This window comes from Reyranella soli (assembly GCF_007992495.1).
Classification (GTDB): domain Bacteria; phylum Pseudomonadota; class Alphaproteobacteria; order Reyranellales; family Reyranellaceae; genus Reyranella; species Reyranella soli.
In genome coordinates, this window is record NZ_BKAJ01000033.1 from 1 (window position 1) to 20,300 (window position 20,300).

General features: G+C 63.3%; 22 protein-coding genes. 13 read left to right on the top strand and 9 right to left on the bottom strand.

Going from position 1 to position 20,300, the window contains the following annotated elements; genetic code table 11:
- Nucleotides 1-433: 433 nt before the first annotated feature.
- Nucleotides 434-1,051, bottom strand: coding sequence for an OmpA family protein (locus RSO01_RS10480; RefSeq protein ID WP_147148949.1), 618 nt, complete (start codon nucleotides 1,049-1,051; stop codon nucleotides 434-436).
- A 1,354-nt stretch (nucleotides 1,052-2,405) separates the two neighbouring features.
- Between RSO01_RS10480 and RSO01_RS10485 the strand changes: the two genes are divergently transcribed.
- Nucleotides 2,406-3,287, top strand: coding sequence for a TauD/TfdA dioxygenase family protein (locus RSO01_RS10485; protein WP_170302972.1), 882 nt, complete (start codon nucleotides 2,406-2,408; stop codon nucleotides 3,285-3,287).
- 93 nt (nucleotides 3,288-3,380) lie between these two features.
- On the opposite strand, the gene RSO01_RS10490 is transcribed toward RSO01_RS10485, so the two are convergent.
- The 4 genes from RSO01_RS10490 to RSO01_RS10505 all read right to left on the bottom strand — a co-directional run bounded on the left by RSO01_RS10490 (nucleotide 3,381) and on the right by RSO01_RS10505 (nucleotide 6,873).
- Complete coding sequence (locus tag RSO01_RS10490) at nucleotides 3,381-3,947, bottom strand: DsbA family protein (protein WP_147148953.1); 567 nt, start codon at nucleotides 3,945-3,947, stop codon at nucleotides 3,381-3,383.
- Nucleotides 3,948-3,982: 35 nt separating this feature from the next.
- Nucleotides 3,983-4,774 carry an SDR family NAD(P)-dependent oxidoreductase gene (locus RSO01_RS10495; RefSeq protein WP_147148955.1) on the bottom strand — a complete coding sequence of 264 codons (792 nt, stop codon included), beginning with the start codon at nucleotides 4,772-4,774 and terminating at the stop codon, nucleotides 3,983-3,985.
- Nucleotides 4,775-5,284: 510 nt separating this feature from the next.
- Nucleotides 5,285-6,118 (bottom strand): SDR family NAD(P)-dependent oxidoreductase, encoded by an 834-nt coding sequence (locus RSO01_RS10500; protein ID WP_147148957.1) that lies wholly within the window; start codon nucleotides 6,116-6,118, stop codon nucleotides 5,285-5,287.
- A 56-nt stretch (nucleotides 6,119-6,174) separates the two neighbouring features.
- On the bottom strand, nucleotides 6,175-6,873 hold the full coding sequence (locus tag RSO01_RS10505) for a Crp/Fnr family transcriptional regulator (protein WP_170302973.1): 699 nt from the start codon (nucleotides 6,871-6,873) through the stop codon (nucleotides 6,175-6,177).
- Between the two features lie 266 nt (nucleotides 6,874-7,139).
- Here RSO01_RS10505 and RSO01_RS10510 point away from each other — a divergent pair, with 266 nt between their 5' ends.
- Nucleotides 7,140-7,568: a hypothetical protein gene (locus RSO01_RS10510; protein WP_147148960.1), complete on the top strand. Its 429-nt coding sequence runs from the start codon at nucleotides 7,140-7,142 to the stop codon at nucleotides 7,566-7,568.
- A gap of 61 nt (nucleotides 7,569-7,629) precedes the next feature.
- On the opposite strand, the gene RSO01_RS10515 is transcribed toward RSO01_RS10510, so the two are convergent.
- The gene (locus RSO01_RS10515; RefSeq protein ID WP_147148962.1) at nucleotides 7,630-8,895 is read right to left on the bottom strand and encodes an LLM class flavin-dependent oxidoreductase; all 1,266 of its coding nucleotides are present in this window, start codon (nucleotides 8,893-8,895) and stop codon (nucleotides 7,630-7,632) included.
- Nucleotides 8,896-9,033: 138 nt separating this feature from the next.
- On the opposite strand from RSO01_RS10515, the gene RSO01_RS10520 reads away from it, so the two are divergent.
- The 5 genes from RSO01_RS10520 (at nucleotide 9,034) to RSO01_RS10540 (ending at nucleotide 13,603) form a co-directional block, all read left to right on the top strand.
- Nucleotides 9,034-9,870, top strand: a complete 837-nt coding sequence (locus tag RSO01_RS10520) for a universal stress protein (protein WP_170302974.1) — start codon at nucleotides 9,034-9,036, stop codon at nucleotides 9,868-9,870.
- Between the two features lie 185 nt (nucleotides 9,871-10,055).
- Nucleotides 10,056-11,684 (top strand): chaperonin GroEL, encoded by a 1,629-nt coding sequence (gene groL / locus RSO01_RS10525; RefSeq protein ID WP_147148966.1) that lies wholly within the window; start codon nucleotides 10,056-10,058, stop codon nucleotides 11,682-11,684.
- Nucleotides 11,685-11,981: 297 nt separating this feature from the next.
- Entirely contained in the window at nucleotides 11,982-12,233 is a 252-nt protein-coding gene (locus RSO01_RS10530; protein ID WP_147148968.1) for a ChaB family protein, read from the top strand.
- Nucleotides 12,230-13,054 (top strand): universal stress protein, encoded by an 825-nt coding sequence (locus RSO01_RS10535; protein ID WP_147148970.1) that lies wholly within the window; start codon nucleotides 12,230-12,232, stop codon nucleotides 13,052-13,054. Before RSO01_RS10530 ends, RSO01_RS10535 begins: the two co-directional genes overlap by 4 nt.
- 27 nt (nucleotides 13,055-13,081) lie before the next feature.
- Complete coding sequence (locus tag RSO01_RS10540) at nucleotides 13,082-13,603, top strand: L,D-transpeptidase family protein (RefSeq protein WP_246158309.1); 522 nt, start codon at nucleotides 13,082-13,084, stop codon at nucleotides 13,601-13,603.
- Between the two features lie 206 nt (nucleotides 13,604-13,809).
- Here RSO01_RS10540 and RSO01_RS10545 read toward each other — a convergent pair whose 3' ends face one another.
- Nucleotides 13,810-14,208, bottom strand: a complete 399-nt coding sequence (locus tag RSO01_RS10545) for a translational machinery protein (protein ID WP_147148974.1) — start codon at nucleotides 14,206-14,208, stop codon at nucleotides 13,810-13,812.
- 224 nt (nucleotides 14,209-14,432) lie between these two features.
- Between RSO01_RS10545 and RSO01_RS10550 the strand changes: the two genes are divergently transcribed.
- The 3 genes from RSO01_RS10550 to RSO01_RS10560 all read left to right on the top strand — a co-directional run bounded on the left by RSO01_RS10550 (nucleotide 14,433) and on the right by RSO01_RS10560 (nucleotide 16,068).
- Nucleotides 14,433-14,762, top strand: coding sequence for a hypothetical protein (locus RSO01_RS10550; RefSeq protein WP_147148976.1), 330 nt, complete (start codon nucleotides 14,433-14,435; stop codon nucleotides 14,760-14,762).
- A 3-nt stretch (nucleotides 14,763-14,765) separates the two neighbouring features.
- Nucleotides 14,766-15,011 carry a hypothetical protein gene (locus RSO01_RS10555; RefSeq protein ID WP_147148978.1) on the top strand — a complete coding sequence of 82 codons (246 nt, stop codon included), beginning with the start codon at nucleotides 14,766-14,768 and terminating at the stop codon, nucleotides 15,009-15,011.
- 103 nt (nucleotides 15,012-15,114) lie between these two features.
- Nucleotides 15,115-16,068 (top strand): CHAD domain-containing protein, encoded by a 954-nt coding sequence (locus RSO01_RS10560; RefSeq protein ID WP_170302975.1) that lies wholly within the window; start codon nucleotides 15,115-15,117, stop codon nucleotides 16,066-16,068.
- 378 nt (nucleotides 16,069-16,446) lie between these two features.
- On the opposite strand, the gene RSO01_RS47190 is transcribed toward RSO01_RS10560, so the two are convergent.
- Together RSO01_RS47190 and RSO01_RS10565 are read right to left on the bottom strand one after the other, a co-directional pair.
- Entirely contained in the window at nucleotides 16,447-16,608 is a 162-nt protein-coding gene (locus tag RSO01_RS47190) for a hypothetical protein (protein WP_170302976.1), read from the bottom strand.
- 129 nt (nucleotides 16,609-16,737) lie between these two features.
- Nucleotides 16,738-17,448 carry a YbaY family lipoprotein gene (locus RSO01_RS10565; protein WP_170302977.1) on the bottom strand — a complete coding sequence of 237 codons (711 nt, stop codon included), beginning with the start codon at nucleotides 17,446-17,448 and terminating at the stop codon, nucleotides 16,738-16,740.
- 730 nt (nucleotides 17,449-18,178) lie between these two features.
- Between RSO01_RS10565 and RSO01_RS10570 the strand changes: the two genes are divergently transcribed.
- The 3 genes from RSO01_RS10570 to RSO01_RS10580 all read left to right on the top strand — a co-directional run bounded on the left by RSO01_RS10570 (nucleotide 18,179) and on the right by RSO01_RS10580 (nucleotide 20,300).
- Nucleotides 18,179-18,493: a hypothetical protein gene (locus tag RSO01_RS10570; protein WP_246158288.1), complete on the top strand. Its 315-nt coding sequence runs from the start codon at nucleotides 18,179-18,181 to the stop codon at nucleotides 18,491-18,493.
- 241 nt (nucleotides 18,494-18,734) lie between these two features.
- A complete protein-coding gene (locus RSO01_RS10575; protein WP_147149214.1) occupies nucleotides 18,735-18,947 on the top strand; it encodes a cold-shock protein in 213 nt (70 codons plus the stop codon).
- Nucleotides 18,948-19,442: 495 nt separating this feature from the next.
- The gene (locus RSO01_RS10580) at nucleotides 19,443-20,300 is read left to right on the top strand and encodes a branched-chain amino acid ABC transporter permease (RefSeq protein ID WP_147148983.1); all 858 of its coding nucleotides are present in this window, start codon (nucleotides 19,443-19,445) and stop codon (nucleotides 20,298-20,300) included.

Consider the following 20,300-nt stretch of genomic DNA (forward strand, 5'->3'; position numbering starts at 1 on the left):
GGAGTAGGTCATCGGGATCGTTCCTGCGGTAAGATTCAATGGGGCAGACCATAGGCGGAGCCCGGTCCTCTTGCCAACAGCTCCGGCGCGTGTCGATTGCTCCATCCGCGCCGAGCGTCAGGCGGATCCGCGCCTTGAAAAGTTTGCCGCATACCGTCTGGTGTCATCCCGAGCGAAGCGAGGGACCTTTCCTGCGGCCTTAAAGGCCCCTCGCTGCGCTCGGGGTGACACTAGGGCCAAAACTCAATAATGCGTGGTCGTCCACTTCCGCTTTCGGGCCGACTCCAGACTTTGCTCACGCGAAACACTTCGTCAGAGTTTGACCCATTGCGTCATTTGCGACGCCCTGAGGAGTTCGGTCTCCATCGAAGCGCAAAAAAAGGCGGCCCTCGCAGGAGGACCGCCTTCTACAGTCTACTCGAGCCGGATCGGGCTACAAGTAGCGCGACGGCAACACAACCCTGTCGTCCGTCAGTATCTGCTCCAGCACCGTGATGCCCGCGTCGTAATTTCCGGCATCGCACTGGGCGATCGCCTGCGGCGCCGGACCCTGTGCGCCCGTCCGGGAATACGAACGCCACTTCCTGGCAAGCGCGGCGCAATAGTCCTTGTCGCTCATGACCGGCCGCCCAATGACCGTGATGTGAACACTGCGGTTAAGCCGGTCGGGGACCTGGTCGGCGGTGGGGACCGGCAGGCTTTCCTCACCCAGGCTGCCCGACCGGATCGCAGACTCCGGCACGCCGGCGCGCATCAGCGCGGCCTTCACGGCCGCCGTGCGCGCCATGGAAAGCCGCAGGTTCATCCCCTGATCGCCGACGCGGTCGGCATGGCCTTTCACGAGCACGTTGGTGCCGCCCTGCTTGAAGGTTGCGGAGGCCTGGGCAATCGTCGCCTGCCCATCAGGCAATATGTCCGATTGACCGGTGTTGAAGTACACGACGTACAACTGTCTCACCTGCGTGGGCGGCGGGCTGGCCATCTGCGGCTGCTGTTGGCAAGCCGCCAGCAGCAGTCCGACCGCCGACGCGATCAGGAACTTCTTCAGCATGTGTATCTCCCCTCATTTTGTCCCGGCATCCGGGTGGTTCGGTACGCAAGGGAGACACAGCGTCCCCCAACGCCCGAGGGGCGATGGTACGATCAGGCACCGCGGACCGCAAACGGGCACTTCCCGATGGGAGGGCGCCGTGCACCGGCAGTGCAGTCCCCGCCGGTCGGCGGAAAAGGATCTGCTGACCGACATCACCTCGCCCGGGGCGTCATGGCCGGTTTCGCTGTGGCGGTGCTGACCTGGATCGAGACTGTGCCGATGTCGGCTATTGGCCCATCTCTGACGATCAGCTCAGCGTGAGCAAAGTCTGGAGTCGGCCCGAAAGCGGACGTGGACGACCACGCTTTATTGGGTTTTGCCCCTAGTCGATGACCGCCCGCATCACCGCCACCCATTCGTCCAGGATTGGCAAGATCGTGCCCGCTTTTCCGATGGCAGGCTGGTGGGCCGCGCGACCTAAGCCGGAATCGGGTTGACTTCGTCACCGGATATTGTGGCTTATCTCCGCCGACGCTCTTCGAGAGGATCGGCATAATGGTCGCTGTAAAGCCCAACAGCTGGCGGCCAGAGTCCTCGGCCACGCATCAAGGATGCGCCCGAGTGCCGGTGAGGCCTACAGCGACCTTCGTCGCGTCCGGACCGGCCCAACGGTCGGCAACCGGATACGGATGGGGGACGCCAAGGGGGCCACCGGGCCTGTCGGTCCTGGGAAAGACGTCACGAACTGCCATCGCGTCCGGACGACGTCTCCGGAGACGAGGCACGCACATACGCGCCGGTCCGTTCGACCGATCGGGACGGCGCCATCGATGACGGCGACTTCCATGACCAGGAGGTGATGCACGCATACACACGTTTTCCGCAGTGCTGGGACTGTGGTGCCGCGCTGGGCCCAGCCGGCGTCCACAGTACTCGTCTCCAGTGTCTTGTTTCGGGTCGCGTAAGCGTCGACATATCGGTGCCCCTGGGTATCGCTCGCTCTATTCATCGTTCGATGTGCGATCGTGTCGGCTCGGTTGGCCCTGCCGGAGCCCAGCGCCGCCACGTTGGCCTCGTGGATTGTCGCTGGGCTCCCGGAGCTCGACAAAACATTGGACGCTCCGGTGTCTACTGTTTCGCCAGGGTTCCCCGATCCGCCACCGAAAACTCTGTAGGGCCCCGGCCGGCACCCAGAGTTTTCCTCTCTAATGTTTCCGGGCGGCCGGGCCGACGTTCGGTCGCCACACGACGTGGTTATCAGGCAGGACTTGATGGATGCCGACATTCGGCCGATGCTATTGGCGAGAGTGGTTCTCCGTAATGCTACACGCGCCCGCCGCAATCTGCGGGGCGACAGATGAGGAGCCAGATCATGAGCGTTGCCGCGGCGAGGCTTCCCACCCAGGCCATGAGGATCGAGAAGGTCAAGGAGCACATCGGCGCCATTGTCACGGGTATCGACCTTGCGCATCCCCTCGACGGCGCGACGCGGAAGAGGCTCTACGATGCTGTCGTCGAGAACGTGGTTCTGGTGATTCGCGGGCAGGAGCATCTCACTCCGGGCCAGCTGCAAGCCGCTGGCGAAATGTTCGGCGAGCTGATGGAGGACCAGAACCGGCGCTATCTGGTTGACGGCTTTCCGTTGATCAGTGTGCTCGACAACCGTCACCTGGACAGCAAGGGCCAGCCGGCGAAAGTCGGCGGCAATGCCACCTGGCACACCGACCACACCAACCAGGAACTGCCGCCCAAGTTCACCATGCTGTATGCGGTGGCCGTGCCGGACAGGGGTGGCGGGACGTCGGTTTGCAACGCGCGTGACGGCTACGAAGCGCTTCCAGACGATGTGAAGCTCAGGATCGTCGACGCGAAGACTGAGAATACGCTGATCAGCAGCGCGCGGATGAAGACAGGCAATCCGGATATCGTGAAGGCCCAGCTCGCGTCGACGAAGCCGCCGACGGTGCATCCCCTGGTCCGCACCCACCCGGAGACCGGCACCAAGGCAGCGTGGTTTCACAAGGCCAAGACCGAGACGGTGACCGGCATGTCGCCCGAGGAAACCCAGGATTTTCTGCAGGATCTGACCGACAAGATCACGCAGCCGCAATTCTGCTATACGCACGAGTACAAGAAGGGCGATCTGCTGATCATCGATGACCGCGCCTCATTGCATAAAGCCGGCTTCGATTACGATCACAGCCAGCATCGCCGCCTGTACCGGATGCTGGTGCGGGGCGACCGTCCCTACTGAGGAACGCTGAGTTTAGCTCCGTCGTCCCGACCGGAGCCGAGCGCAGCGAGGCGTAGTGGAGGGACGACGGAGCCGACTTGAACTCATCACGCTCTAACTCGCCGACAGACGGGACACCCAGGCGGACACCGTGTCGCCGCTGCTCATGTCGTTCTGGACCAGGCCATCGATCATGAAGGTCGGTGAGACATGGATGCCGTTCTGACGGGCATATTTCGTGTGTCGCTTGACCTCCTGGTCGAGCTTGGGGAGGGCGTAGGCCTCGGCAAGCTTCAGGCCCGAATATTCCTCGACGCGCGCAATGACGTCGGCGGGTGACAACTCGAGAAGGGGCCCGCTGCAATGATCGGCGGGTTCGAACTGGTCACGGTGAGCGGCGACACCGGCCAGCACCTTCCTGGCGGCGTCTTTGCCTTCCGGGAGCGTGGAAGCGGCGAGGGCGCAGCGCGTGATCACGCCGGAAAAGAGATGCCATGGCTGCGAGTGCAGCCAGATCTTGAGGGTGACGTTGTCGGCGCCCGCCGATTGCAAGGTCTCGTCGAGCTTGCCGAAGGCCTTCGCGGAGAACGGGCAGGTCGGTTCGAGGAACACCTCGAAGACCTTCGATCCTTGCCCCCAGGTCAGGGGTTCCGCACGCCACGCCGTATTCTGTTCAACCATGTGTTCATCCTTGCTTCCAGGAACGCCCTGCTTTCTCACATCGCCGTCATGCCACCGTCCACGAACAGCAGGGCGCCGGTGACGTAGGAGGCATCGTCGGAGGCCAGGAAAAGGATCGCGGCGGCGACCTCCTCGGGCCGGCCCGGCCGCTTCAGCATGGTGCCTCGTGCCGCCTGGGCGTTGTATTGCTCGACGGTCTCGCCAGCCGCCGCGATGCGGCGCTCATGGAACGGCGTGAAGATCGGCCCAGGACCGACCGCGTTCACGCGAATGCCCTCGGGCGAGTGGTCGGCGGCGAGCGCCCGAGTCAGGCCCGCGATCGCGGCCTTGGTCGTGTCGTACTGCAGGTTGCCGCCACCGGCGACGACGGAGCGGACGGAGGCGACGTTGACGATGGCGCCGCCCTTGTTCTGGCGCATCAGCGGAACCGCCGCCTTGGCACAGAAGGCGTAACTCATCAGGTTGACGTTGAGGATCTCGTTCCAGCTCGCCGCGCTCGCCTCGTCGATCTTCTCGTATTTGCGGATGCCGGCATTGTTGACGAGGATGTCGAGGCGCCCGAACTGCTGCGCTGCACCGTTGACGAAGGCGAGGCACGCGTCCTCGGTACCGACGTCGGCCTGCGTGAAGGCAACCGTGGCGCCTGTGGCCGTGGGCTTGAGTTCGGTCGCCATGCGGAGCTCGGTCGCCAGGCGGTTGCCGCGGGCGCCGTCCCGGTCGCAGAACGCCACGCTCGCGCCCTCGGCGAAGAAACGCCTGACCGTCGCTTCGCCGATTCCCGACGCCCCACCCGTCACCACTGCGACCTTGCCGTCGAGCCGTCCCATGTTCACCGCCTTTCATTACGTCTGACCTGAGAAGAATGCAGCGCATCATTCGACCGGTCAAAACCACTGTGCCGGGGCAGGTTGATAGCACTGCTGGCAATAGTTTCTGCGGATTTGACCCCTCTACGGGGCGCAAAAACCCGCGAAAACGAAACTGGCCGATCTTGACCGCAGTACTTGACTAACATGCACTTTGGTTATATTGTCGGCCCGTTGCGCGGGTTCCCCGCGCTCCCGCTCTATGCATCGTTTATCCGATCGTGTGCCAGACGGCTCCTGCCCGGGAGTTGGTCATCGTCCGGCTGCCGTTCAGCCTGACGGGGAGCGATGATCTTCCGTAGGGGGTGCCGTCCAGCGGAGGGTCAGCAGAAAATGCATAAAATGCAGAAAATTCAAAAGCGGCGTGAATTCAATGGTTTGGCGGACAACGGCCGACCTGCAAAAAATATGCAGAAAATGCAGAAATTCACGAGCGAGGCGGTACGCCTCAGCCATTCATGATTCGCTGTCCTAATAAGACGTCGTCCAGCTCGTCTCGAGCGCCGCCTCTAGGCGGCGGTGCCGCGCCTTGATCGTGTCGACCGGCACGGCGCTGACGAAGGCGTAGAAGGTCTTGTTGCGGATCGCATCGACCACCCGCTCGCCGACCAGCTTCGGGTCGATGCCGGTCCGCGCCAGGCGCTCCGCCAGGACCGCCTCGTCGGTCGGGCGCACCTGCGGGCCGCCGAGGTGATCGGGGCGGTTGCTCGCGCCCCGCGCAATGTTGGTGGCGATCGGACCCGGGCACAGCACGGTCACGCCGACATTCGTGCCTTCGAGCTCGTGCTCCAGCGCCTCCGACAGCGACAGCACGGCGTACTTGCTCATCGAGTACGGCCCCTGGTTGGTGCCGCGGCGATTCTGCGTGGCCGCGACCGAGGCGGTGTTGACGATGTGGCCGGCCTCGCCGTGCTTCAGGATCGCCGGCACGAAGTGGCGGATGCCGTGGATGACGCCCCAGACATTGACGCCCATGACGAACGCCCAGTCGGCCAACGACACGTCCACCAGCCGCGTGCCGTGCATCGGCACGCCGGCGTTGTTGCAGGCGATGTGGAGCTTGCCGAAACGACGCTCCGCCTCGGCCAGCGCGTCGATCACCGACTGCTCCTGGGTGACGTCGATCCTGACCGGGAGCACCTGCTTGTTGGTGCCGGACAGACGATGCGCCGCCTGCTCCACCGCGTCCTTCTGGATGTCGGCCATCGCCACGTTGGCGCCGGCTTCGGCGAGGGCGGTGGCGATGCCGAGGCCGATGCCCGAGGCGGCGCCGGTGACGATGGCAGTCTTACCGGAAATCTCCATGCCTATGACCTCCAGAGGCGCCGCGGCGCGATGGTTGCTCGCTCATGCTAGAGCACCTAGCGAAAGACTTTTGCCTCGCACTCGAGTTTCGCCTCGTCAATTACGTAAACGGTCGGCGACTGCTGATCGATGATCTTGCGCTTTTTCCACTCGCTTATGATTCGGCTGACGTTCTCTCGCGCCACATCGGCCAGGGCAGCCAGATCCTCCTGGCGAAGCTTGTAGCGGATGACTATTTGGCCCGGCGTCCCTGCAGGCTCTCCAAGGTGTTTAGCGAACTGAAGCAGAGCGTGCGCGACGCGTGCTTTGAGCGAAAGGAAGCTCGCGGCCGCTGCCTCTACATCGGCTTGGCGCAGACGCGCGACGAGAATGGTAACAAGGTGACTGTATATCTCGGGATGACGGTGCAAGGTTTCGAGGAAAGTTCTGCGCGCCATGAAGATCAATCTACTGTCCCTGAGCGCTTGAACTGTAGCCGACCTTGGTAGTCCGTCTATCATTGCGAGTTCGCCGACGATCGATCCGGGTCCGAGAATCGCGAGAATGCGCTCCGAGCCCTGATGTGATGCCACGCTGACCTTGAGCACGCCCTCTTCGAGCCAATAGCAGCCATCGCCTACCGCGCCAACTTCGAAGAGTGTGTGCCCCCTTTCAAGGGATATTGCCGGTGCATTCGCCAGCATCCATGAGGCGTATTTGTCGGGCAATCCGGACAGGAGGTTGTTGGAAGCGAAGAAGCTGGCGCGGGATGGCATTCTCAACCTGCCAAAATAAAGCCGGATGCTCGGCACAAAAATGTGACGCCGATCACAGCGTCGTGACGAGACGGCGCCCATACTCCATACATTATTGGGAGTTGGAACCGCCAGTAGTTAAACCCCTGAGACGGGCAGCGGCGAGCGTGCGGGCGGCGGAAGACGTAGATCGCCCCGGTTGGCCAGCGGGGACGGTGCGCGGGGAAGACGACGGGTTGCTTCGACATCGTTGCCTTTATGGCGTGGGCACAGGCCGGGGAGGGCTCATGCTGGTATTCATCGATACGCCAAAATTCCTTCGCGTTTTCCGACTGCTACGGTCGCCAGACGACACACCCAAGCGTGTACGAATTGGCCGCCTGATGAAGGCTGGCTACGAGTTCCAGATCGACGATGGATTTTCAGTCGATGCTGAAGAGCAGGCTCAGATCGACAGCGTGGCGGAAACGCTCAAGGACGCCGATGCTCATTTGTTGCGGGCAGACGCGCTGCGCTTTCCGGAAATCGCCAGGCGGACGAGGGAGTATTACGTAAACCACGCTACGGACGTCGAGAAGCAACTGATCGCAACAGCGGCCATCGAAATCACTCGCGCGGTTCGCAAAGCCGACAAGCAAGGCGAAGAAGAGTCCTCAAAGGAGGCGGTCGCCCACGCTGCTGGCTTACGCTCGTCAAACGTGACGACGTCGAATTGATGGGATTAGGTGTCTGAAACCCATCGGCGCGCGGGCGCCGGGTTAGCGTGCAACAGAGACACTATTTGGCGGCCTTGCCTGGAGTCGGCGCAGGGGTATCGGACCCCGGTCGCCCGCTGTCGCCCTGGGCTTGAGCTGCCATCCGCTGCCTGGTCACCGCCATGGCGGCCTCGGCGACCTTGTTGCCCTGGACCTTCGCCATGATCGCGGCATTCAACCCGGTCATCAGCTCGACCTTGTTGGCCGCCAGATACTCGGCCGAAGCCTTGAGGTTGCGGGTGTGTCCGTTGATCTCGGGAATGACGTAGCGGGCAAACAGCTCCCACGAGCGCAGCGTCGCTTCGTGATTGGCCCAGTCGTGCGCGAAGCCCAGCACGACGCCGAACCCGCCGGTGACCTCCTGCAGATCGCGAATCGTCTTGACCATCTCGTCGGGTGTGCCGATGACCGACGTGCCGACCGCGTTGCCGATGCCGGTCACGCGCGCCAGCAGGTCCCACTTGTCCGCCACGTGGACCGAGCCGGGCCGGCCGAGAACGCGGACATTGTACTCGTTGTGCCAGTGCTGGAGGCCGTCCACCGCCTCCTGCTCGGCCTGCTTCTTCGACTCGGCAAGATGCCAGGCCATCACCACGCGCCAGTTCTTGCGGTCGACCTTCTGATCGTGCTTCTTCGCCGCCTCTTCGGCGAACGACCACTGGGTCGGCAGGGCCTGCAGGCCTTCCTGCGAGGTCGAGGCGATGGACAGGACGCCCATGCCGTACTTTCCGGCAAGCTGCATGCCGGATGGACTGATCGAGGAAGCGGCCGCCATCGGCAGATCCTCCTGATAAGGCAGGATCTGGAGCTGCGCGTCGTTGAGCTGGAACCACTCGCCCTTGTAGGTGACGCGCTCGCCCGCGAAGAGCCGTTTCAGGATGCCGATGGCTTCGTCCTGGCGGTCGCGCAGAAGCATGTAGTCGATGCCGAAGGTCCGCGCGTCGGAGGGCAGGGCGCCGGGGCCGGTGCCGAAAATCACGCGCCCGAAGGTCATGTGGTCGAGCTGCACGATGCGCTGCGCGACGTTGAAAGGGTGGTGGTAGGGCAGCGAAACGACGCCGGTGCCAAGCCTGATGCGCTTGGTGCGCTCGGCTGCCATGGCCAGGAACAGCTCGGGCGAGGCGATCATCTCCCAGCCGGAGGAATGATGTTCGCCGCACCAGAACTCGTCGAAGCCCAGTCTGTCGAGATGCTCGGCCAGTCTCAGGTCGCGTTGGAACTGCAGGGTCGGGTGTTCGCCGACCGGGTGATGCGGCGCCAGGAATGTGCCGAACCGGATACGCGCCATCAGGAATTCCTCCGTCGTGATTCAGGCAATCTCGGCCTGGCCTTCGGCACCAGATCCCGCAGGAAGTTGACGTGCATCAAGGCTCTTGCCGGCGTTCGCGCCATTCTCGAACCATATGACAATGCCAGGAGTGGAGCCATGAGCTATAAGACCGTTCTCGTCCATTGCGACGGCAAGCCGAACACCGCCCAGAGAGTGGCCGTTGCGGTCCAGGTGGCGCAGCGTCATGGCGCCCATCTTGTCGGCGTGCATGTCCAGGAACCGTTCAACGTTCCGCCATTCACCGAGGGCGCGATCCTGATGGATGATCTGTACACGGCCTATGATGCCACCGCGAAGGCGGATCAGGCCGCGGCAGCGGCGATCTTTGAAAAGGCGGTCAAGGGCGCTGGAATTTCGACGGAATGGCGGTTGGCAAAAGGCTACGCCGATGCCGAGCTGGCAGTGCATGCGCGTTACGCCGACATCGTCGTGGTGGGGCAGGCCGACCCTGCCAATGAGTCGCTGACGCCGACGGATCTTCCTGAGACGCTCGCTCTGTCGACGGGCCGACCGGTGCTCGTGGTGCCGTACATCGGGGCGCCGCCCAAGCCGGGCCAGACGATGATGCTTTGCTGGAACGCCAGCCGGGAGAGCGCACGAGCGGCCTCGGATGCCCTGCCCCTGTTGCGCGAGGCGGAAAAGGTGATCGTGCTCGCCGTCGACCCGCGGTCCTCCAATCAAGGCCACGGCGCCGAGCCCGGGGCGGATGTCGCTATGTGGCTGTCGCGACAGGGTGTCGAGGCCACGGTTCAGCGCGACGTGGCTGCCGACGCCGACGTGGGCGACGTGATCCTGTCACGAGCCGCGGACCATGGCGTCGACCTGATCGTGATGGGCCTCTACGGCCATTCGCGCGTACGCGAATTTATTTTGGGTGGCGTGAGCCGCACGCTGCTTGCGCGCATGACGGTCCCCGTTTTCGTTGCGCACTGAACGGCCGAGGTATTCACCCGCGCCGGCTCGTCGGTTCCCTGTTCGACCATCCAGCCGGGTCGAGTCCTGGCGGATCCGCGTGGACTGCTGTTGCCGCGAAGAACGGTCGATCACTTGATCTGGATCAGACCGTCCTTCCGGCGCCGCCTCTAGAAGAAGCGGAGGTTCTTTGCACGGAGGCTCCTGTGACCTACAAGCACGTCATGTTCCGGTCGGCGGCGCGCGAAAAGGTGCTGCGAGGCGCGGCCAAGCTTGCCGATGCCATCCGCGTGACACTCGGCCCCAAGTCGAAGTCCGTGCTGATTCAGAAGAAATGGGGCCCGCCGCTGGTTTGCAACGATGGGGTCACCATTGCCAAGGAATTCGCGCTCAAGGATGCCGAGGAGAACTTGGGCGCCCAGATGCTGCGTCAGGCCGCGGAGCGTACCGGTGACCTTGTCGGCGATGGGACCTCCGGCTCGACCGTCCTGGCCCACGCCATGTTCGCTGAAGGCGTCCGCAACGTGGTGGCGGGGGCGAGCGCGATCGACCTGAAGCGCGGCCTGGACCGCGCGGCCAAGGCCGCCATCGCTGCCCTGAAGGAGATGTCGCGGCCAGTCTCGACGCGTCTCGAGAAGGTCCAGGTGGCGGCCATTTCTGCCCACAACGACCAGGCGATCGGAGAGCTGGTGGCCGACGCGATGGAGAAGGTCGGCAACGACGGGGTGATCACCGTCGAGGAATCGAAGACCACCGAGACCGTCCTCGAGGTCGTGGAGGGCATGCAGTTCGATCGCGGCTTCATTTCGCCCTATTTCATCACCAACCCCGAACGCATGGAATCGGTGTTGGAAGATGCGCACGTGCTCCTGTGCGACCGCAAGCTGGCGGTGCTCAAGGACATGCTCCCGGTGCTCGATGAGATCGTCAAGTCAGGGCGGCCCTTGCTGGTGGTCGCCGAGGATGTCGAAGGCGACGCGCTTGCGACGCTCATCGTCAACCAGTTGCGCGGAGCCCTGAGGAGCTGCGCGGTGAAGGCGCCAGGTTTCGGCGACCGGCGCAAGGCCATGCTGCAGGACATCGCGGTCCTGACGGGCTGCGAGGTCGTCTCGGAGGAGATCGGTCTCAAGCTGGAGAGTGTGAGCATCGCGAGCCTCGGCAGGGCGAAGCGGATTGTCATCAACAAGGATACCACCACCATTATCGGCGGGGGCGGCGACAAGGCCGCCATCGACGGCCGCGTCGCCGCCATTCGGCGTGAGATCGAGGCCGCCACCAGCGACTATGACAAGGAGAAGCTGCACGAACGACTTGCCAAGCTATCGGGCGGGGTGGCGGTTATCAAAGTCGGCGCGCCCGCCGAGTCCGAAATGAAGGCGCGGAAGGAAGCGCTCGACGACGCCATCAGCGCCACCAAGGCGGCGGTGGCGGAAGGCATCGTGCCCGGCGGCGGCCTGGCGCTGTTGCGCTGCACCGAGGCCGTGGCTCGTGAAGAGGCGCAGGCGGAGGGCGACGAACGGACGGGGATCCAGGTGCTGAAGCGGGCGCTCGAGGCGCCGGCTCGGCAGATCGCCGAAAATTCCGCGACCGATGGCGGCGTGGCGGTCGCGCGCATGCTCGACGGAAAGGGCAACTACGGCTTCGACGCGGCGCGCAAGCAGTATGTCGACCTGGTCGAGGCCGGGATCGTGGACCCGACGAAGGTCGTGCGCATCGCACTGGAGAATGCCGTCTCGGTCGCGAGTGTGCTGCTCCTCAGCGAGGCAACCATGACGGAGGTGGAGGAGCCGGCCAAGGTCCCGGGCGCGCGCGAACCCGAGCTGGCGGAGCTCTGACAAATCAGGTCGTTTGGGTGGCTAGAATGACCACTCAATCGTCAGCCGGTGCGACGGGGCCCGCCGACTCGACCGATGTTCGCAAGATCCTGGGTGATCTCGACGACACGCAAGTTGCGGACATTCTCGCGTTGAAACCGAGCCTTGCCGACTTGGAAGATGTGGCGACCTGCATGGCGAGCGATCACGATGTGGATTCATGGTGCCGGAAAGGCCTCGACGATCGTTTGTGCCAGATCAAGGCCGCTCGATCTCGGCAGGGCCAAGCTGTCGCGATAAATGAGCAGAGGCTGAGCCATGCCTTATCCATCGAACGCCGACCTGCCCCCTGCGGTGCGTCATCACCTGCCGCCGCGGGCGCAGGATCTCTATCGCGAAGCGTTCAACGATGCGTGGGCGAGCTACGCAGGGGACGAGAGGCGTGAGGAGATCGCTCATCGCACGGCGTGGGCGGCGGTAAAGCGCTACTTCCACAAGGGTGCCGCCGGTCAATGGGAGCCCAATGTTCATGAGAGCAATCCGGCGCCCCCCGGAGGAGCCTCGATATGATCAGTACGGTGATGGCGAATCTGGTCCTCGGGCGGCAGAATGGGCCCGTGCTCGACACGACCGTCAGCATCGCCGCCAAGCTTGATGCCGGCGTCGTCGGCTTGGCGGCCTGTCGGCCAATCCAGACGGTCTGTCACGACTATGCAGTTCCAGCAGCCCTGTTTGACGAAGACCGCAAGGAAATCGCGCGGCACATCGAGGCGGGCGAGCTTGAATTTCGTCACGCTGTTGCACGGCTCAAGGGCCGGACGGAATGGAGAGCGCACACCACCGTCCTTCCCCTGGCGGAGTATCTGTCGCGGCAGGCACGAAATGCAGACTTGGTCGTGGTCAGTACCGAGCCCGGAGATGGGCAGTGCGACCAGACGCGGCGGCCGGACCTGTGCGACTTCGTGATGTCAGTTGGTCGGCCCGTTCTGCTGGTTCCGACGGGGGCGGCAATCGACGGCTTGGACCGTGTCGTGGTCGCCTGGAAGGACACGCGCGAAGCGCGGCGAGCGATCGTCGACGCCTTGCCCATCTTGAAGGCCGCGACGAACACCACTGTCGTCGAGTTTGCCGACGATGGGGAAGTTCCCGAGGCCCGGAGTGGTATCGCCGAAGTCGCCGCCTGGCTGGGCCATCATGGCGTCAAGGCGGATGCCAGGGTGATGCTGTCGAGGGGGGCCAACGCCTCGCAGCTCGATGGGATTGCCCGCGAGTTGGAGGCCGACCTGATCGTCGCCGGAGCGTACGGTTACACCCGGCAGGGCCAGTGGCTCCTGGGCGGCGTAACCACCCAGCTTCTCGCCGGTGATCGTTGCGCGATCGTCTCCCACTAGCAGGGGCCGCAGAGGGCTCTCGTGCAAATGCAGCGCGGTCACGCCACAGCGGGGCGCTTCAGACAGATGCTTTTGGTGGTGGTCTGCACCGTCATGCTATCGGGGTGCGGCATCACGAATGGCCAGCTGCCGCAGCGCCAGGCAGCGTCGGACTCGCAGGCAGCCTACCCGGCGGGCCCCGGCTCAAGGTCTGCCATTCCTTCACGCGGCAGGACCATTGTGGTCCATATCCCGTCCTTCGAGCTGATCGCGCTGGAGGACGGCGCGCCCGTGTTGCGTAGCCGCGTGATTGTAGGGCGGCCAAGCACGCCAACCCCCGAATTGCTGTCCTCGATGTCGTCAATCAGGTTCAATCCAGCCTGGATGCCGACCCCATCGATGATAAGCAACGAAGGGGCGCACTACGCTCCACGGGGTCCGAACAATCCGCTCGGGCAACTCTTGTTTGAGCTCGACAACGACCAGCTCATCTTCCTCCACGACACGAACGACAGGAGTTTGTTCAGTCGCTCCAATCGTGCGCTGAGCCATGGCTGCGTGCGCGTGTAACAGGCGCGTCCGCTCGCTGCCTGGGCCCTCGGCGTCTCAGTGCGGGAAGTGGAAGCGATGATCTCAAGCAAGGCGACCTATTCGGCGCCACTGCCCGCGCCGATTCCTGTTCATCTGGTGTACTGAGCGTCGTCAGATTTCCAACGTGGCCAGGCCGCCCAGGCCAAGCCGCGCGCATCCTTCGCGCCCCTGCCAAGGGTCAACCTCTACGCAGGTGTATTGGGACGCATCCGGTCGATCGCCTTGAAGGCCCGCCGGGCATGATCGAGCAATTCGCCGTCGGTGGGATGATCCATGGTGTCGGTGCCGACCAGACTGGCTTTGAGCGATGGTAGATGCCTGTCGACGTGCTTGCGCAATTCTTCCTTGGCCGCGGACGGGCCAACGAGCAGCCATTCGCTGGTGCCCTGCAAGGCCTCTTCGATGTGTTTGAAGAAGCTCGCGTCCAGCGACATGTGTCCCGAACCGATCACGCCCGCTTTGTGGTGAACTTGGCGGAATGGGTTGTGCGCCTTGATGTGCTCGCTTTCCACGTTGGCGGCATTGAAGCGGAAGATACGGGCTTCCTTGGAGTCCATCCAGACGATCGCATGACTATGGCTCATTTGTACCCCGTCGCATTACTGGCAGCAGACTCGCTGCCTTTCGTCGATCATGGATTGATACAGGTCAAGATCTCTTCGGAAGGGATCCCAGCCACCGGCGCCCACCAAAGGCAGGATGGCGGCGGACTTGATCTGGATCACACCCCAGCACGGCTTTCACGCCTAATTTGCACCAAATGCGAGAAAGTTATCACGCAATGGGTAGTTTCCGTGGGATGGCACGCTTGGCGTTGATGCTGGCATGCCTCTGTGCAACGCCATCGTTTGCAGGCGCCCCGGGCAAGTTCGAGGGGTGGGAGCTCGAGCACGGCGTCGACCCGCCGGGCTACGCGGTGATCGACCCGCAGAGCACCGATCTCAACATCGACGGCGTCGTGCTGGCTTGCGAGGAAGCCGATGACCACCGGATCCTGCAACTGCAGCTTTATCTGTCGACGGAGGGTCCGCTGCTGCCGCAGGGCGTTCCGCCGCTGAGGCTCAAGAATCACCCGCGCGCCGAGATCTCGATTGACGGCCAGGTCTTTCCAGTCGGCCTCCTGTTCGCTGATGACTAAGTCGTGCTCGCCGACGAGACAGAGGCCATGTTCCCTCGGCTGTCCGATCATCTGCTCGATACCATGGAGAAAGGCAGGACCATGATCCTGCGCTTCGATCTTGTCGCCGAGCTTGCCGGTCAACCCGCCGCCTTCGATGGAGAGGCGGTGATCGCTCTCCAGGCGGCCGGAGGAGGAAATGCCGTCTCCGCCGTGCGCCGCTGCGCAAGCCCTGTCGGCGTGGCCAGCGCCACACATGATCGTCACTGACGCCTGGGCACTTTTTTGGACGCGTGGTAAGGATGCGCTCTGCGCGGAAATTGGGCTGCGCTACGGCCGGCCTGGGTGCAATGGACGCCCGGAGGCTCAGAAGATGCTGGTGAACGCTGCGGTGGACGCTTTCAGGACAAGGGCCGGCCGGGGCCTCCACGGACATGCCGAGGTGTCGCAATTGCCTAATCCGGGGGAGGGCGCTGCGCCGTTGACCGGCGAGCTCAATCCCGACGCGGCACTGCGGCGTATCATTACGACCTGTCGCACCGATCTGCACAGGTATCGCGCCGTCGTCTTGGCGAGTAGTCAACCGGAAGGAATTCATCAGACGCGAGTGGCATTGCGCCGCTTGCGCGCTGCCATTGGCCTGTTCCGCGACGTCGTCGCCAACCCGGAACTGCGCGGGATCGCCGCAGAAGCGCGCTGGCTGGCCGGCGAATGCGCACCCGCCCGTGACCTCCACGTCTTCCTCGCCGAAGTCGTGCCCGATGCCCCCGATCAGATTTCGCGTGTGGGCGCGAGACTTGCCGACAAACGGCAGTCGCGTGCACGCAGTGCGCTCGGGGGGCCGCGCTTCGCACGGTTCGACCGCGATCTCGAACGCTTTATCGTTGCCCCTCCGTCGGCTGCCGGGGAGACGCTGAAAGACTTCGCTAGCCGCGCGCTCGACGCTCATCATGCCAAGGTGCGCCGCCGTGGGCGAAACCTGTCCGAACTCAAGGCGGCGGATCTGCACAGGCTGCGCATCGCGGTCAAGAAACTGCGATATGCTGCAGCTTTTCTGCTGCCTGTCTTCGAGCCGACACCGGCAACCGCCTACGTCGATGCCGTCGAGTCTCTGCAGAACGCTCTTGGCATCATGAACGATCGGACGGTCGGCGCGAAAGTCTTGGCCGACATCTCGGGGGCCGCGCGGCCGTCCGACAAGGCGCGCCGGTCATGCAAACGCCTCGGCAAGCACCTGAAGGACAGGGGAAGGCATGACAGACGCAACCTCAGGCAGGCGTGGCGGGCGTTCAAGAAAGCGGTGCCATTCTGGCGCGAATCGCCCTGAGCGGAAGCGCTGGCCCATGACACTAGGATGCCAAAGGGCATATCGGAGTTGTCATCCAAGAGAGGGGAGTCGCGATGATGCTAGGAGGGCGGTACATCAAGCGCGTTGATGCCTCAGGAACGGTTTATGAGGTCATGGGGCGTCGTAACGATGCGGGCAGTGAGCCGACTTGGCTCCTGCGTGCAACGGACGGATCCCGCCGTGAAGAATACGTGACCGACGATGCCCTACGGCAGGAATGGATGCGCGTCTGACCCCCTCGATGCCGGCGCCATCATGCGGACGCGACGAGGGCCAAGCAGCAACCAGTCGGGACACTCCCTCGTCCAAGACTGGAGGCATCTGATCCTATTCGAGCTGGCGACGGATCGATCCGACCTATCCCTTTTGACCCCGACCGGCGCCGACGCGCTTATCCTTTTTCACCGTCTTGGGGCCGCCATGGACCGCATTTTTCGCAATCTGCTTCGTCGCTACGCGCGAAACGGCCTGTTGCTGTTTATCGCTGCTCTTTCGGTCGCGATTCGTCGGCTGAGACATGTGACTTCTCCGTGGACAACGTAAACGGACATTCCCGGATGGCCCGGTAAGCGTCAGCAAGGCATCGTCGACGATCTTGCAGAAGCGCCCGGGTGTCGCCGTCTGCCTGGATCAAGTCGAAGCCGTTACTCAATGGTTGCTCGACTCCACTTTTTCCAGTGTGAGTTCGATCGGCTTGCGAAGGTCGGCCGCCGTTATGGGGCGCGGTTCTGTCAGCTCGAACAAGGATCGGTGGGCGAGCACCAACCGCGCGGCAATGGCAAGCTTTCGATCTTCGAGCGACCAATCCTTGGGCAGGCGCAGCGTGAAGGGGATCGGAACCTGCCAGCCGCTGCGTACCACCTGTTCGGCAATGACCTGGGCGGTCGACGGCTTGCCGATGTCGAGCAGTTGCACGCGCAATTCGACGCCCTTCGGCAGCACCATTCTTTCCGGGTAGCTCGCTGAGCCAACAACAACTGTCGCCGGCGGCAGGGAGTCGCCAAGGTTGCGCATCAAGGGACTGGCGTGGAACATCAGCGCCTCGCCTCTGGCATCAAGCACACAGGTGAAGCGGAATGGTATCGAAGTGCCGTTACGCCGGTGAAATGCGCCCATACCGGTTACCGTAGTCGTTATCGGCTGCGTTCCTACCGACTCTTCGGTCCGCTCGATTGTAACCCAGGGAATGCCGTCGAGCGCGATCAGGCCAAAAGCGGCGTCGGACTGGCGTGTGTCGATGCCGACTTTGCCGGCACAACGCGAGATCGCCAACGAAGAGATGCCACCTTCGTCCCTGGCCAAAGCCGGAGCGGCAAGGCCAAAGGCCAGCAAGACAGTCGCAAGCTTGTGCAGGTACATGGCTGGACCTCGTCGCGCCAAGGTTTGCAGGCGTGATTCACTCGCAAATGATGCCTTTGTCCGCGGGTCCGCGTTGACCTGAATCAAAGATGGACAGGAAATGCGTCGTCTTGTGCGCGTCCTCGCGAAGACACAGGGGCCGGTTGCCGAAATCGCCGCACGACGAAAGCTACGCCGCTTCGCCAACGGCATCGCGAGATCTGTCCCTCTCTCTTTGACGTAGCTCAGGGCAGCCGGAGCAGACCGGCAGCATCTAAGTCGTATGTCCCATCGAATCTTGAGCGTGATTGTGGCTGTGGCCGTGGCCTCCTGCGCACGGGAGAAGGCGAACACGCCTCCCCGCACGACACCCAGCGACGAAGGCACATGCGTCACTTACGGGTTCGTGCCGGGAACCACGGGTTATACCAACTGCGTGCAGCGTGAGATGGACGCGCGCCGCAGCGGCAAGCTCGGCCCGAGCTATGATCAGAGGTTGATCGCGCCTCATCCGTCGTGACCCTCTAGGCGCTTATGATCTGTCGGCACGGCTGGTGCGGGGTAGCATCTGAATGACATGCGATGCACGTGTTCCGTGTAACGCATTGTACCGGACACCATCGCGCACCATATAAGGTTGGTCCGTCGCGTCTTGTTCCAGCCCGGTTGCATGCGGTCGCAACGTTCGAATTTTCGAAGGGTGTGCTGGCGCCCGTTTCGCGAACCGGCAACCATGGAGGGAATCTGGCGCATGTCGATGCATTATCTTGGAGCTATGCGGGGGACCGGCAGGCTGGCCGGCTCGGACGGGCAGGCCTTCGGCCCGGCCGACTACGACGTGGACGGCTACCTCATGAACACTGGGAGGGTCGTGGCGTCTGGCGAGCTGCGTATGCCAGCCGAAGCGCTAACCCTTGCTTTCGGCCGCAACGATCTGCGCCTCTTTACCGAGGACTTAGGCGTGCTCACGGTTCGGTTCTCCGGCAAACGGCAGAATCCCAATGAGGAAGCAGCCCACATCGATGTCACTGAAGGTTTGCCGCCGGCGAAGAAATGGCGACACTGAACCGTGCCGCCAGCCTGGGCAGTTAAAGTCCGAGGAAATGTTGCATAACCTTGCAAAGGGCACCTTGAGTGCCCATATTAAAGCTAGTCGATATACGGACTGATGATTTGGCTGCGCCTTGAACCAATCGGCGCGCCGCCATCGACTTGCTCCCGAAACCAATGCGAATTCGACGGTTGGCCCTCTGCGCAAAACAGCAGGGCACGCATATCTACAACTAAAAAGCGAAAGGGTTCTCCTCATGTTTATGGGAACCGTGAAGTGGTTTAACTCGGCCAAGGGCTTCGGCTTCATTCAGCCGGATGACGGCGGCAAGGACACATTTGTCCATATCAGCGCCGTGGAGCGCGCCGGCCTCAATAATCTGGCTGAAGGTCAGAAGATCCAGTTCGACGTCGTGTCGGACGAGCGCAGCGGCAAGACGTCGGCCGACAATCTAAAGACCGTCGGCTGATCTTCGGGTCGCCATTTCTTCTTTCCAGCCGACCACGGATGTACTGGCGGCTGGAGTGAGGATGCCAGGCCCCGCATTCCGAGAGGAGTGCGGGGCTTTGTCATTTCGAACTCTTGAGACGAGGCATGCACGCGCGTGCCGGTCCGTTCGCCTAGGGGGGCTTCCTGACGCAAAACGACGAACGGAAGCCAGAGTAATACGTCACTAGCCACGGACGGCACCAGTGACGCCTACAGCGACCCCATCGCGTCCGGGCCAGTCACCTCATGTTGGCGCGCTCACCGCGCGTCTCGGGGCCGGAAACATTGGACGTTCCGGTGTCTCACGTTTTGGGCCTGTTAGGGCACATCGTCCTGGCCGGCCGAGGTCGTGGCCGCGCGCGTGCGAACAGGCATCGAGCAGCGGAAAAAGCCGGCTGACTCGGTTAACAGCCAACGGTAACCTCCGCCGTCTCCCACAACCAGCCGATGGCTGGTCACCGTGCGGTGCGATGTCATGAGCATCGAAGTCAAGCTTGCCTTCGACGTGCTCGCCTTCATCTCGGTGATGGTGCTGATCGTGCTCGGGCTGGGGGTCATCGCCAGCATGATGGGCATCTTCAACTTCGCCCACGGCGAGTTCGTCCTTTTGGGCGCCTACACCGTCTACCTGTTCGAGAGTTTCGGGCTTTCCGCCTGGGCCGGCATCCTGGCGGCACCCGTCGTGCTGGCGCTGATCGGCCTGGTGCTGGAACGCCTGGTGATCCGCCGCTTCTACGCCGCGCCCATCATCGCCATGCTGGGCACCTATGCCATCGGCCTGGTCATCCGCGAGATCGTGCGCGGGCTGCTGGGCGGCCACTACAAGTCGATCTCCGAGCCGATCGCCGGCGTGTTCACCGTGTTCGGCGTCGATGTCTCGGCATGGCGCACCGTGATCGTGCTCACCACCGTCTGTATCGTCGCCGGCACCTGGCTGTTCCTCGCTCGCACCTCAGTCGGCCTGCAAGTCCGCGGCTCGCTCGAGAATCCCAACCTCGCGCGCGCCTGCGGGATCTCGACCACCAGGCTCTACGCCTTCACCTTCGCCTTTGGCGCAGCACTTGCCGGCCTCGCCGGCGCGCTGATCGTTCCGCTCTACCAGCTCTCCGCCGACATCGGCACGCGCTTCCTGGTGCAGGCCTTCCTGTCGGTGATGCTGGGCGGCGTCGGCACCTTCGAAGGACCGGTGCTGGGCGCCGCCGCCGTCGGCGGCATGGCCGCCGGCCTGCCGTGGATCGTCATCCCGGTGCTGGCCGATCCGCTGGTGTTCGTCATCGCTCTGATCATCGTGAAGCTGCGTCCACAAGGGTTCATCACTCAGGGGAGGCTTTGA

Coding starts and splice junctions, on each gene's coding strand:
- RSO01_RS10480 (WP_147148949.1), bottom strand. CDS start 1,051: ATGCTGAAGAAGTTCCTGATCGCGTCGGCGGTCGGACTGCTGCTGGCG.
- RSO01_RS10485 (WP_170302972.1), top strand. CDS start 2,406: ATGAGCGTTGCCGCGGCGAGGCTTCCCACCCAGGCCATGAGGATCGAG.
- RSO01_RS10490 (WP_147148953.1), bottom strand. CDS start 3,947: ATGGTTGAACAGAATACGGCGTGGCGTGCGGAACCCCTGACCTGGGGG.
- RSO01_RS10495 (WP_147148955.1), bottom strand. CDS start 4,774: ATGGGACGGCTCGACGGCAAGGTCGCAGTGGTGACGGGTGGGGCGTCG.
- RSO01_RS10500 (WP_147148957.1), bottom strand. CDS start 6,118: ATGGAGATTTCCGGTAAGACTGCCATCGTCACCGGCGCCGCCTCGGGC.
- RSO01_RS10505 (WP_170302973.1), bottom strand. CDS start 6,873: ATGCCATCCCGCGCCAGCTTCTTCGCTTCCAACAACCTCCTGTCCGGA.
- RSO01_RS10510 (WP_147148960.1), top strand. CDS start 7,140: ATGCTGGTATTCATCGATACGCCAAAATTCCTTCGCGTTTTCCGACTG.
- RSO01_RS10515 (WP_147148962.1), bottom strand. CDS start 8,895: ATGGCGCGTATCCGGTTCGGCACATTCCTGGCGCCGCATCACCCGGTC.
- RSO01_RS10520 (WP_170302974.1), top strand. CDS start 9,034: ATGAGCTATAAGACCGTTCTCGTCCATTGCGACGGCAAGCCGAACACC.
- RSO01_RS10530 (WP_147148968.1), top strand. CDS start 11,982: ATGCCTTATCCATCGAACGCCGACCTGCCCCCTGCGGTGCGTCATCAC.
- RSO01_RS10535 (WP_147148970.1), top strand. CDS start 12,230: ATGATCAGTACGGTGATGGCGAATCTGGTCCTCGGGCGGCAGAATGGG.
- RSO01_RS10540 (WP_246158309.1), top strand. CDS start 13,082: ATGCAGCGCGGTCACGCCACAGCGGGGCGCTTCAGACAGATGCTTTTG.
- RSO01_RS10545 (WP_147148974.1), bottom strand. CDS start 14,208: ATGAGCCATAGTCATGCGATCGTCTGGATGGACTCCAAGGAAGCCCGT.
- RSO01_RS10560 (WP_170302975.1), top strand. CDS start 15,115: ATGCTGGTGAACGCTGCGGTGGACGCTTTCAGGACAAGGGCCGGCCGG.
- RSO01_RS47190 (WP_170302976.1), bottom strand. CDS start 16,608: ATGTCTCAGCCGACGAATCGCGACCGAAAGAGCAGCGATAAACAGCAA.
- RSO01_RS10565 (WP_170302977.1), bottom strand. CDS start 17,448: ATGTACCTGCACAAGCTTGCGACTGTCTTGCTGGCCTTTGGCCTTGCC.
- RSO01_RS10570 (WP_246158288.1), top strand. CDS start 18,179: ATGTCGATGCATTATCTTGGAGCTATGCGGGGGACCGGCAGGCTGGCC.
- RSO01_RS10575 (WP_147149214.1), top strand. CDS start 18,735: ATGTTTATGGGAACCGTGAAGTGGTTTAACTCGGCCAAGGGCTTCGGC.
- RSO01_RS10580 (WP_147148983.1), top strand. CDS start 19,443: ATGAGCATCGAAGTCAAGCTTGCCTTCGACGTGCTCGCCTTCATCTCG.